This window comes from Kribbella sp., assembly GCF_035687465.1.
GTDB lineage: Bacteria > Actinomycetota > Actinomycetes > Propionibacteriales > Kribbellaceae > Kribbella.
The window spans coordinates 1-11161 of record NZ_DASRXP010000566.1 but is presented as its reverse complement, the minus strand read 5'-3'; the positions used below and the strand labels follow the sequence as shown (position 1 = coordinate 11161).

The window sequence follows — 11161 nt, the reverse complement described above, 5'->3', positions numbered from 1 at the left end:
CTCTGGGGACGGGTCTGATCACGAACCGCCCACTGATCGGAGCATCATGAAACGCAAACACCTGTCCGTAGCAATAGCCGCGATAGCCGCCGTGGTGATGTCCGTGCTGGTCGTCCCCGCAGCACAGGCCGCGCCGGTGAGCGCCGCCTTCACCAAGGTCTCCGACTGGGGCAGCGGATTCGAGGGCAAGGTCACTGTCACCAACGGCACCACCAGTTCGATCAGTACCTGGTCGATCGCCCTGGACTTCCCGTCCGGCTACTCGATCAGCAGTTCCTGGGACGCGACCCGCGCCAGCAGTGGCCAGACGCACACCTTCACCCCGCCCAGCTGGGCCGGACCGCTCGCGCCCGGCGCCAGCGTCACCTTCGGCTTCAACGGCAGCCCGGGCAACTTCCCCGGTATCGCGGCCTGCCGGCTCAACGGTGGTTCCTGCACTGGCGGTGGCGGCGGAACAGTTCCCGGCGCACCCAGCGGACTCACCGGTACTTCGACCGCGTCGTCCGTCAGCTTGTCCTGGTCCGCCGCTAGCGGGGCGACCAGCTACAACGTCTACCGCAACGGTACGAAGGTGGGTACGCCGACCGGTACGTCGTACACGGACTCCGGGCTGGCCGCCAACACGGCGTACAGCTACCAGGTCAGTGGTTCCAACAGTGCAGGTGAAGGCGCCAAGAGCGGCTCCATCTCCGTCACGACCAAGACAGGCGGCACCGATCCCGTCGGCACCCGCCGGGCCGCGCCCTACCTCTACATGGGCTGGGGCAACCCGCCGAGCCCAACGACGGTCATGAACGCCACCGGCATCAAGTGGTTCACCATGGCCTTCATCCTGTCGTCCGGCGGCTGCAACGCGGCCTGGGACGGTAGCCGGCCACTACAAGGCAGTGCGGATGCGACTGCGATCTCGCAGATCCGCGCGGCCGGCGGCGACATCGTGCCGTCGATCGGCGGCTGGAGCGGCAACAAGCTGGGCCCGAACTGCAGTACTCCGGAAGCCCTGGCCGGCGCCTACCAGCAGGTGATCAGCGCCTACGGCCTCAAGGCGATCGACATCGACATCGAGAACACGGACGAGTTCGAGAGCGAGGTGGTCCAGGACCGCATCCTGAACGCCCTCAAGATCGTCAAGCAGAACAACCCCGGCATCCAGACGATACTTACGTTCGGCACCTCAACGACGGGTCCGAACTACTGGGGCAACCGACTGATCGAGCGGTCGGCGGCACTCGGCGCGAACATCGACATCTTCACGCTGATGCCGTTCGACTTCGGCAGCTCCAACATCTACAACGACACCGTGGGTGCGTCCACCGGTCTGAACAACAAGCTGAAGGCAGTCTTCGGCTGGACCACCGCGCAGGCCTACTCCCACCAGGGCATCTCCGGCATGAACGGTCTGTCCGACCAGCAGGAGATGACCACCACGGCGACCTGGCAGAACATCACCACCTGGGCCAAGAACAACGGTCTGGGCCGGCTGGCGTTCTGGTCGGTGAACCGCGACCGCGGCTGCGCCGGCGGCGGCGTGGTCTCCAACTGCAGCGGCATCGCCCAGCCCGACTGGGAGTTCACCCGCATCACCGCCGGCTTCTAACAGCGGCCCGTACTGCGGCAGGCGGGTCAATTCGCCTGCCGCAGTACGCCGTTGCGTCCGAAGACCCGAGGGGCAGGCCCCACTCCCCTTCGGACGCAAGGGGGATCAGGGTTCCAGGGACTGGATGAAGGTGCGGAGGCGCTCCGCTGCCGGCGAGAGTTCACCGCGGAGCCGCCATGTCAGGCCGATGTCCCGGCGGGCTTTGACGCCGGCCAGTGGGACAGGTGTGGCTCCGCTTTCCGTGCCACGCACAGCACCGCCAGGCAGTACTGCGACGCCGAGGCCGGCGCCGACGAGGCGGTCGACGGTCGTCAGGTCGGTTGATTCGAAGGCGACATGGGGAGTGAACCCGGCGGCCCGGCAGAGCTCGTCGGTGACACGGCGGAAGCCGAAGTCGGGGCGCAGAGCGACAAAGGGCTCAGCCGCAGCTTCAGCCAGGCTGACGTGGTCCAGGCCGGCCAAGGCATGCCCGGGTGGGACATAGAGACAAAGGCGCTGACGCTCGAGCAGATGCCAGCCGAAGATGTCCCGGTCCGGCCGCGGTCCGGTGATGCCGAGTTCTGCCTCACCTGACTCCAAGTCGCGGACGATGTCGTGCGACGGCTCCTCCCGCAGCGCGAAGCGGATGCCCGGTGCCGTCGCCCGGAACGCCTTCAAGAGATCCGGAACGACGCCTGTCGCGACCGAGTGCAGAAAGGCCAGCCGGACGGTGCCCGAGTCGGGATCCATCAACGCGTCGATCCGCTGCGCAGCCGCATCCACGGCAGCAACTCCGGCTCGGGCCGACTCGAGCACGATCCGGCCATAGGGATTGAGGCGCAGCCCACGGTGCTCACGCTCGAACAGGCGGACTCCGAAAGCGTCCTCGACCCGGCGGAGTGACCGCGACAGATTCGGCTGGCTGGTCCCGAGGACGGCGGCCGCGTCGGTGAGGTGTTCGGTCTCCGCCAGCACCACGAACCACCGAAGGTCATCGACATTCATGCGGAAAGCGTATCGATACCAACCAGAGCAGACATTTTACGTATGACGAAACACCTGGCACCGTCATTCCCATGCAGACTGCGGCCAGACAGCCGGCCGGGTATCTCCCCGGCGAGGCGGGGTATCGCAGACTCTCCATAGCCTTGTTCACGGCCGGTCTGGCCACGTTCGCCATGCTCTACAGCACCCAACCGCTGCTGCCGGAGCTAGTCACGGCCTTCAAGGTCTCACCCAGCCAGAGCGCCTTCAGCGTGTCCTTCGCCACGCTCGGCCTGGGGATCGCCCTCCTGATCGCCGGACCCGCATCAGAGGTCTTCGGCCGCACCAAGTTGATGCGCTGGTCTGTAGCGGTGGCCGCGCTTGTCGCCGTGCTCTGCACCTTCTCCCCGAACTGGGAGACCTTGCTCGCACTCAGAGGAGTTCAGGGTGTCGCACTGGCCGGACTTCCCGCGGTAGCGATGGCCTACCTGAGAGAAGAGGTCCACGAGTCCAGCCACGCACGCGCCAGTGGGCTCTACGTCGCCGGGACAGCAGTAGGCGGCATGACCGGCCGCCTGGTGGCAGGTGGACTGGCAGACCTCGGCGGCTGGCGAGCAGCCCTCGGCGGGATCGCAGTACTCGGTGTGGTCTGCGCGGTGCTCGTGACCTTCTTACTGCCGGACTCCAAGAACTTCGTCGCCACACCTCCCAGCCCGCGCCGGTTGCTGCAGCAGACCGCACGAGTCCTCAAGGATCCAGCTCTGCTCGCCCTCTACGGCATTGCCGCCACCGCGATGGGTGCCTTCGTCGCCGTTTACAACGCGACCGGCTTCAGACTGGCGGCAGCGCCGTACGGGTTAGGGCCGGGGTTGGCCGGGTTGGTGTTCGCGGTCTACCTACTGGGCTCGGCGGCCTCGGCAGTGGCGGGTCGGTTGGCCGACAAGTACGGCAGGCGCACGGTGGTGCCGATCGGCTGCCTAGTCACGCTGGCGGGTCTCGCCATCACACTCAGCGGACCACTGCCGCTGATCGTCGCCGGGCTAGCGGTGATGACGGCCGGCTTCTTCGCGGTACACGGCGTGGCCAGTGGCTGGGTGGCAGTCCGGGCTCATGCGGGCGGCGGCGGAACAGGCCAGGCGGCAGGCCTGTACCTCTTCGCCTACTACCTAGGCTCATCCGTGTTCGGCGGCCTAGCCGGTACTGCGTGGTCGCGCGCCGCGTGGCCAGGGGTTGTCGCCGAGGCAGCTGTCCTCTTCATCGCCGCCCTGCTCCTGGCTCTCGCGCTCAGGAGCATTCCGAGCCGGGTGGGAAACTAGCCACGTGACCCGAGCAACCGAGGCAGCAGACGAGTTGGACCTGGCCTACGAGGAGACGCGGCACGGCCGGGTGAACTCCCTCGAGGAAGCAGCCGCGGCCCGGGGCATCGAACCGGCGAAGCTGATCAAGACGATCGTGGTCCGGCTCTCCGACGACGACTACCGGTTCGTGCTCGTCCCAGGCGACCGGGAGATCGCTTGGCCGAAGCTGCGCGCCCTGCTCGGCATCAACCGCATCTCGATGCCCAGCGCCGACACCGCGCTCGAGGTGACCGGCTACGTCCGCGGCACGATCACTCCGCTCGGCAGCACGAACGCCTGGCCGGTGATCGCCGACGAGCGGATCACCGGGACCATCTCGATCGGCGGCGGTGAGCACGGCGTCGGTCTGACCGTGGACGCCGAGGCCCTGGTGAAGGCACTCAACGCCACAGTCGCCGACGTAACTTAAACCAGCAACCCGCGCTGCCCGGCTCGTAGTCCGGCTTGGAAGCGTGTGGTGGCATCCAGCGCCTTGAGGATCCGCTGCATGCGCCGCTCGACAGTCCGCTGCGCCACCCCGAGCCGCCTGGCTATCGCCTGGTCGGTCAGACCCGCGGCCGCCAGTGCCAGCAACTGCTGGTCCTCCGCAGTCAACGGTCCTTCCGCAGGCTCCGGGGACAGCGACGTCGCCTGCTGCCACAACAGCTCGAACAGCCGCAGCAACGCATCCAGCAAGGTCGACGGCCCGAGCTCCACCACGACATCACCACCGGTCTGCAGCAACCCCGTACGCCGGTCCGCAACCACCAGCTTCAGTGGTACGTCGCGCAGCATCCGGCACATGGTCCCCGCGGAACGAGCAGCCGCAAGCTCCGCCGGATCCATCAGCGCAGCCATGTCGTAGATGGTCCGGTACGTCACCCCGATCGCCCGGCGAGGCTCGATCGGCAACACGGCGTACGGCGGCTTGTCGAGGATCAGCACCTCGCTCTGCGCACTCTGCTGCGCCTGGTAGTACCGCTGGGCGATCGCCTCCACTCCTCGAATCACCGTGAACGGCCCGGTCTGTCGCGCGGCCTGGAACTCCTGGGTGAGGACAGACGCCCCCAGCCTGGCCTGGACGATAGCGGCCTGCTTGCGGAGCGCCAGGAGTTCCACCGCGGCCTCGGGAACCGCCGGGGTGTACCGGGCCGGGCGTCCCGGCGTACGGGATGCCAGGCCTAGGGACAGCAGTGATCTCAGGTGCCGGGCCACCCTGGCAGCGGGCCAGCCGGTGTGGGTGACCAGGTCGGTTGTGGTGGCTTCCGGGCGGGCCAGAAGTGCGCGGTAGAGCTGCTCGTCCTCGGAGCAGATACCGAGCGCTTCCAGCACCGGAGCCGGTCGGTAGCTGTGCATGATCAGGGAAGGGCGTGGACGTGGGAGCCGACCTGGTTGGAGAACGCGTTGCCGTTCGTGGCGTCCCAGTTGGTCGACCAGGTCATCGCGCCGCGCAGCGTGGGCCAAGTGGTGCTCGGCTTGAAGCTGCCGCAGTTGGTGCCCTTGGTGAGGCAGTCCAGCGCGTTGTTCACGATCGTCGGTGATACGTACCCACTCCCCGCCGCCTGACTGGAGGCGGGCAGGCCCAGCCCGACCTGATCGGCCCGGAGCCCGTTCTGCAGCATGATGCAGGCCTGTGCGGTGATGAAGTCCACCGAGCCCTGCGAGTACACCTGGCCGTTGCAGCCGTTCATCGAGCCGGAATTGTAGTACTGGACGTTGACCACGGTCAGGATGTCCTTGATGTTCAGCGCCAGCTTGAAGTACTCGAAGCTGGTGCTTTGCATGTCGATCGTCTGCGGTGCCATCGTGATCACCAGGCCGGCGCCGAACTGACTGCGCAGGCTCTGCAGTGCCTGACCCATGTACTGCGCGTTCACCCCGTTCTCCAGGTCGATGTCGATCCCGTCGAACCCGTACTCACGTAGTACGGACAGAGCGCTGCTGGCGAAGTTGGTAGCGGCTGTGGCGTTTGCTACCGAGATGGTGCCGTTCTGGCCGCCCACAGACAGGATGACCTTCTTGCCGGCAGCTTGCTTGGCAGCGATGTCGGCCTTGAAGTTCGCGGCCGTGTAGCCACCTAGGCCGCTGGCCAGGCCCGGGTCCAGTGTGAAGCTGATCGCACCCTGCCTAGCCGGGTCGGCATCGGCAAAGGCCACAGCGATCAGGTCGTAGTTGGCCTGCACATCTCGGATCCGCTGCAGCGCGGCACCGTTGTTGAAGTTGTGCCAGTACCCCGTGAGGATGTGCTTCGGCAAGTTGCCCGGCGGAGGGGTAGTCGGGCCGCTGGAGGTGGTGCCGGACACCGCCGCGCCGTACGGCGAGCAGTTACCGGCCGCGTCGCACGCGCGGACCTTGAAGCTGTAGGTGGTGCTCGGGTTGAGCCCGCCGGCCGTCCAGCTGGTCACATTGCCGACGCTCTGTGCAGCATCGGTACCGCGGACCACGTCGTACCGGGTCACGCCGTTCGCGTCCGAGGCGGCGGACCAGTTCAGCTGCAACGAGCTGGAGGTCGGGCTGCCCACCGTGAGCCCACCCGGCGTCGTCGGCGCTGTGGTGTCCGGCGGCGGCGCGGTACCTCCCGGGCCGTCCAGTACTACGTCGTCCGCCTGGTACGCCGGAAGGCCGTACCACCCGTGCAGGTAGACCGTCACCGTGCTGGTGGACGCACTGGTCGTGAAGGTCGTCGTGAGCTGGTTCCAGGCAGTGCCGGAGCTCCAGGTGCTGGTGCCGCCGTCGGCACCCAGGTAGACGTTCGACCCCTTCACCCAGGCCGACAGGGTGTAGGTCGAACTGGGCCGGACGGAGACCGACTGGCTACATCGGGCGTTGTCGCCGGAGGTCGGGCTGCCCTGCAGCGCGTAGGTCCCACTGTGAGCAGAACCACTGACGGCGGCGCCCGTTCCGGCCGAGCAGGACCAGCCGGCCAGCGAGCCGGTTTCGAAGGTTCCGTTCGTGACCAGGTTGGTCGCCGCGGAGCTGGCGCCGGGCAGGAGCAGCACGCCGGTGACGGCGAGGACGAGCGTCAGCAGGGCGGAGATGATCGCGGACTGGGGGCGGCGGGTTCGCGGACTCATGAGACACAAAGTGTGACCAGTCAACTACATTGTCAAGACCCTACATAAAGTGGGAGCGCTCTCACGCTCAGAAAAGATGAGGAATGTACAGTCCTCTGACATTGACGGGTCGATGAACGGCGAGAAACAGCCGACGACCTGTTCGGAGAAAGGCGACGGCCCCCGGCGGGGGGGTGACCGGGGGCCGTCTTCGGCCACGGGCTCGGGGGGAGGAGCCGGGGGCCGATCAGGAGGCGACAGTGTGTCACTGTCGAGGAGTATGTACCCCCCGAATCCGGATCCCACACATCTCAGTTGGATTGCAACCGAGCGCGTTTTCCCCGGGCGCCGGGTCCCCTCATCGGGGCTCCCGGACCAGTGCCACTGTCACACTGCTCAATAGTCTAACGGGAGAGTAGGCCACACGAAAGGCCGGGCCCCTCGGCGTTTCGTCCACCGCCCTATGCTCGGTCTTATGGAGCACCTGGGGACGGCCCGTCCGGCCGCCTTCTTCGACCTGGACAAGACCATCATCGCGCGGTCCAGCACCCTCGCCTTCTCGAGGCCGTTCTACGCCGGCGGGCTGATCAACCGGCGGACGGTGCTACGCAGCGCCTACGCCCAGTTCGTCTACCTGCTGGGTGGCGCGGACCACGACCAGATGGAGCGGATGCGGGAGTACCTGTCCGCTATGTGCACGGGCTGGGACGTGGAAACGGTCCGCTCGATCGTCGCCGACACCCTGCACCACATCGTCGACCCGATCGTCTACGACGAGGCGGTGACGCTGATCGAGGAGCACCACGCGGCCGGCCGGGACGTGGTGATCGTGTCCTCCTCCGGCTTCGAGGTGGTCGAGCCGATCGGCCGGATGCTCGGCGCCGACAAGGTGATCGCCACCCGGATGGTAGTTGCCGACGGCAAGTACACCGGTGAGATCGAGGAGTACGTCTACGGACCGTACAAGGCGACCGCGATCACCACGCTGGCCGCGGCGGAAGGCTATGCCCTGCAGGATTCCTACGCCTACTCGGACTCCGTCACCGACGAGCCGATGCTGGCCGCGGTCGGCCATCCGGTCGCGGTGAACCCCGACAAAGCGCTGCGCCGGCTCGCGATCGGGCGCGACTGGCCGGTGCTCGACTTCACCAAACCGGTGGCGCTGACCGAGCGTACCCGGTTCCGCGAGGTGCGCCGTCCGGCCGTCGCCGCGACCGCCGTCGGCGCCGGTCTGGCCGCCGCCGGACTGCTGCTGTACGCCGCCCGGCGGCGGGCCCGGCTGGCAGAAAGCTGAGGATCCACACAATTTTCACAGCTTCATCAAGGCCGCTCTAGCCCTTCCCAGAAAGGGCTTTCGGGAGTACAAAGGAAGACACAAGGGACCTCGGTCCTGTAGAGATTGCACGGCAGCCAGGCACCCACGCGGCGACCAGCCCATCCCAACCGGGCAGCACGACCCAGGCTAGTCCTGTGGCGGCAGACAAGGTGCACGCATGGTAACCAGGCCTACGTGCCAGCGACGGCGCTCTCGTTGGAGAGCGCCGTTCGCATGGGTGGGCCTGGTGCTCAATTCCCTTGTGGGGCAGAGATGTTGAGCGGTGAACGTTCGGCACCGAGGGCCACCACCTCACAGGACCGCAGCAACCAGTCCCGTACTCCGGTCAGTCCGCCGCCGGCGTAGTCCCGCAGCCCCGACGGATACGATCCCCCCAGCTCCAGGTGGCCCACCTCCGGCACCGTGACCGCCACCGGATCGATGCCGCGGGCAACCAATACGCAGCGTTCCGCAGCGCGGGCGACCAAGCCGTTCGCGGTCGGAAAAGGCCGGAGCACCGCGAGTTCCGCGTGCACCACGGCGGCGACGACGATGGCCGGAGCCTTCGTCGGCGAGGTCAGCGCCTTTGCCAGTCCGCTCAGGCGCTCCCACATCACGTCCGCGGGCGGTGCCGTCGGCAGGCCCGCGATGTCGTCGGGCACCGGCTCGCGACTGGTCCGCAGGTGGCCCAACTGGTCTTCCGATCCCAGGTCGACCGCGGCCAACTGGTGGAGTCTGGTCCAGACCTGAATGGGTGCGGTATCGACCTGCTTGGCGAGGCCCATCAGTTCACCGGTCATCCGCACCGCGCCCGACGAGAGCGGGTCGCCGGCGCCCCGGCGTACCTGATCGAGCGTCGACGGGCTGCCGGCCAGCGCAGCGGAAGCGTGGGCGCCCCGGAGCAGGGCCTCGGCGGTGACGTCGGAGCCGACCTTGCGCAGCCCCCGGTCCCGGAGCAGCACGTCGACCGCGTCGCGGGCCGCCCGAGCCGCCGACCCGACCCCTTCGAGACCGCCCAGTGGTTCGAACACGTCAGCCGTCATGCCCTTGAGCCTAGGATGCATTCCCATGGCCGCCAGCACCGACTCCGCCGGGGTCCCGACGTTCAGCATCGTGGTCCCGTGTCACAACTCACGGGCCTGGCTGCGACCGTGCCTGGACTCGGTGCTGAGCCAGTCGTTCTCGGACTTCGAGATCATCTGCGTGGACGACGCCGGCACCGACGGCTCCGGCCGGATCCTGGACGAGTACGCCGCCGCCGACCCCCGGGTCCGGGCGCTGCACCTGGAGGAGAACGTCGGCCTCGGGCTGACCCGGAACGCCGGGATGAAGGAGTGCCGCGGCGACTACGTGCTCTTCCTGGACGCCGACGACGTCTATCTGCCCGGCTCGCTGGAGGCGATCGCCGCCCGGATCGACGCGACCGGCCGGCCGGACATCATGATGTTCGACTACGAGCGGATCTTCTGGGACGGCAAGGTGGTCCGCAACCAGCGGCACGACGCGTTCGCCAGGGAGGGCGCGGGGGTCTTCACGGCGGCCGAGCGGCCGGTCTTCCTGACCTTTCTCGAGGTGGTCTGGAACAAGGCCTGCCGCCGCGACTTCCTCACCCGGCACGGCTTCGCCTTCACGGCCGGGTACTACGAGGACGCGCCCTGGACGTACTCCACCATGCTCACGGCCGAGCGGATCGCCACCCTGGACCGGGTGGTGGTGCACTACCGGCAGCACCGGACCGGCGGCAACATCCACGCCACCCGGACCCGCAAGCAGTTCGACATCTTCGACCAGTACGACCGGGTGCACGCCTTCATCACCTCGGACCCCGAGCTGGCCGGCTGGCGGCGGTTCGCCTTCGACCGGTCGCTCGACCACATCCTGGCTGTCCTCGCCAGGCCCGAGCGACTGGACCCGGACGACCGGGCCGAGTTCTTCCACGCGGCACATGCCTTCGCCAAGCGGTGGAAGCCCGAGGGCTACGCCGCCGACCGGACCAGCCGGGGCTTCAAGCGGTGGCAGCTCATCCACGACGACTACGCGACGTACTGCACGCTCAAGCTGAGTGCCAAGGTGCTGCACGTGCCCAGCCCGCGCAAGGCGGTCGGCAAGCTGCTGCACCGCGGCGAGCTGGACCCGAACCTGGCCCTGTACGGCGCGTACTGGTTCAAGCAGTACGCCTGCAACCCCCGGGCGATCTATGAGAAGGCGGCCGAGCTCGCACCGCAGCTGCGCGGGGTCTGGGTGATCGACGCCGACCACGTGACCGCCATCCCCGAGGGGGTGGAGTACGTGATCGCGGGCTCACCGGCGTACGAGCGGCTGGTGCACCGGGCGACGTACTTCATCAGCAACATGAACCTGCCGCGCGAGCTGGACAAGCGCGAGGGGCAGATCCACCTGCAGACCCAGCACGGCACCCCGCTGAAGACGATGGGCACCGACCTGCGGAACTACCCGGTCGCGGCGAAGGACCTCGACCTGGAGGAGCTGATGCGCCAGGTCGACCGATGGGACTTCAACCTGTCCTCGAACCGGTACTCCTCGGAGATCTGGGAACGGACCTACCCCTCGTACTTCGAGGAGCTGGAGTACGGCCTCCCACGGAACGACCGGCTGCTGAACGCCACGGTGGACGAGGTCCGGGCGATCAGGTCCTCCCTCGGCATCGACGATTCGCATCTCGTCGTGCTGTACGCGCCCACCTTCCGGGACACGCAGGACGCAGTACGGACGCCTAGCGGGATGGTGGATCTCGGCGGGGACGGGGTCCATCTGGATCTGGACCGGCTGGCCACTGCGGCCGGGGATCACGGGCGGGTCCTGGTCCGGACGCACTACTCGCTGGCGAAGGCGCCGTCGTCACAGTCGGACCGGGTGATGGACGTGTCGGAGCACC

At 67.6% G+C, this 11161-nt stretch carries 9 protein-coding genes; 5 read left to right on the top strand and 4 right to left on the bottom strand.

Going from position 1 to position 11161, the window contains the following annotated elements; genetic code table 11:
* Window positions 1-1597 (top strand): glycoside hydrolase family 18 protein (locus VFG33_RS30005; RefSeq protein ID WP_325056349.1); only part of this gene is annotated, 1597 nt, incomplete at its 5' end.
* A gap of 105 nt (window positions 1598-1702) precedes the next feature.
* Here VFG33_RS30005 and VFG33_RS30000 read toward each other — a convergent pair.
* Window positions 1703-2581, bottom strand: coding sequence for a LysR family transcriptional regulator (locus VFG33_RS30000; RefSeq protein ID WP_325056348.1), 879 nt, complete (start codon window positions 2579-2581; stop codon window positions 1703-1705).
* Between the two features lie 71 nt (window positions 2582-2652).
* On the opposite strand from VFG33_RS30000, the gene VFG33_RS29995 reads away from it, so the two are divergent.
* The gene (locus tag VFG33_RS29995) at window positions 2653-3876 is read left to right on the top strand and encodes an MFS transporter (RefSeq protein WP_325056347.1); all 1224 of its coding nucleotides are present in this window, start codon (window positions 2653-2655) and stop codon (window positions 3874-3876) included.
* Window positions 3877-3880: 4 nt separating this feature from the next.
* Window positions 3881-4327 (top strand): aminoacyl-tRNA deacylase, encoded by a 447-nt coding sequence (locus tag VFG33_RS29990; protein ID WP_325056346.1) that lies wholly within the window; start codon window positions 3881-3883, stop codon window positions 4325-4327.
* Here the strand turns inward: VFG33_RS29990 and VFG33_RS29985 are convergent.
* Together VFG33_RS29985 and VFG33_RS29980 are read right to left on the bottom strand one after the other, a co-directional pair.
* The gene (locus VFG33_RS29985) at window positions 4324-5253 is read right to left on the bottom strand and encodes a helix-turn-helix domain-containing protein (RefSeq protein ID WP_325056345.1); all 930 of its coding nucleotides are present in this window, start codon (window positions 5251-5253) and stop codon (window positions 4324-4326) included. The two genes, VFG33_RS29990 and VFG33_RS29985, sit on opposite strands and share 4 nt — an antisense overlap.
* Before the next feature lie 2 nt (window positions 5254-5255).
* Complete coding sequence (locus VFG33_RS29980; RefSeq protein ID WP_325056344.1) at window positions 5256-6971, bottom strand: chitinase; 1716 nt, start codon at window positions 6969-6971, stop codon at window positions 5256-5258.
* A 454-nt stretch (window positions 6972-7425) separates the two neighbouring features.
* On the opposite strand from VFG33_RS29980, the gene VFG33_RS29975 reads away from it, so the two are divergent.
* Window positions 7426-8244 carry an HAD family hydrolase gene (locus VFG33_RS29975; RefSeq protein ID WP_325056343.1) on the top strand — a complete coding sequence of 273 codons (819 nt, stop codon included), beginning with the start codon at window positions 7426-7428 and terminating at the stop codon, window positions 8242-8244.
* Between the two features lie 272 nt (window positions 8245-8516).
* On the opposite strand, the gene VFG33_RS29970 is transcribed toward VFG33_RS29975, so the two are convergent.
* Window positions 8517-9308: a Fic family protein gene (locus VFG33_RS29970; protein WP_325056342.1), complete on the bottom strand. Its 792-nt coding sequence runs from the start codon at window positions 9306-9308 to the stop codon at window positions 8517-8519.
* A 25-nt stretch (window positions 9309-9333) separates the two neighbouring features.
* On the opposite strand from VFG33_RS29970, the gene VFG33_RS29965 reads away from it, so the two are divergent.
* Window positions 9334-11161: bifunctional glycosyltransferase/CDP-glycerol:glycerophosphate glycerophosphotransferase (locus VFG33_RS29965; RefSeq protein WP_325056341.1), on the top strand; the 1828-nt coding region annotated here is incomplete at its 3' end.

Excerpts from the sequence above, each read along its gene's own strand:
- VFG33_RS30000 (WP_325056348.1), bottom strand. The coding sequence starts at position 2,581 with ATGAATGTCGATGACCTTCGGTGGTTCGTGGTGCTGGCGGAGACCGAA.
- VFG33_RS29995 (WP_325056347.1), top strand. The coding sequence starts at position 2,653 with ATGCAGACTGCGGCCAGACAGCCGGCCGGGTATCTCCCCGGCGAGGCG.
- VFG33_RS29985 (WP_325056345.1), bottom strand. The coding sequence starts at position 5,253 with ATGCACAGCTACCGACCGGCTCCGGTGCTGGAAGCGCTCGGTATCTGC.
- VFG33_RS29980 (WP_325056344.1), bottom strand. The coding sequence starts at position 6,971 with ATGAGTCCGCGAACCCGCCGCCCCCAGTCCGCGATCATCTCCGCCCTG.
- VFG33_RS29975 (WP_325056343.1), top strand. The coding sequence starts at position 7,426 with ATGGAGCACCTGGGGACGGCCCGTCCGGCCGCCTTCTTCGACCTGGAC.
- VFG33_RS29970 (WP_325056342.1), bottom strand. The coding sequence starts at position 9,308 with ATGACGGCTGACGTGTTCGAACCACTGGGCGGTCTCGAAGGGGTCGGG.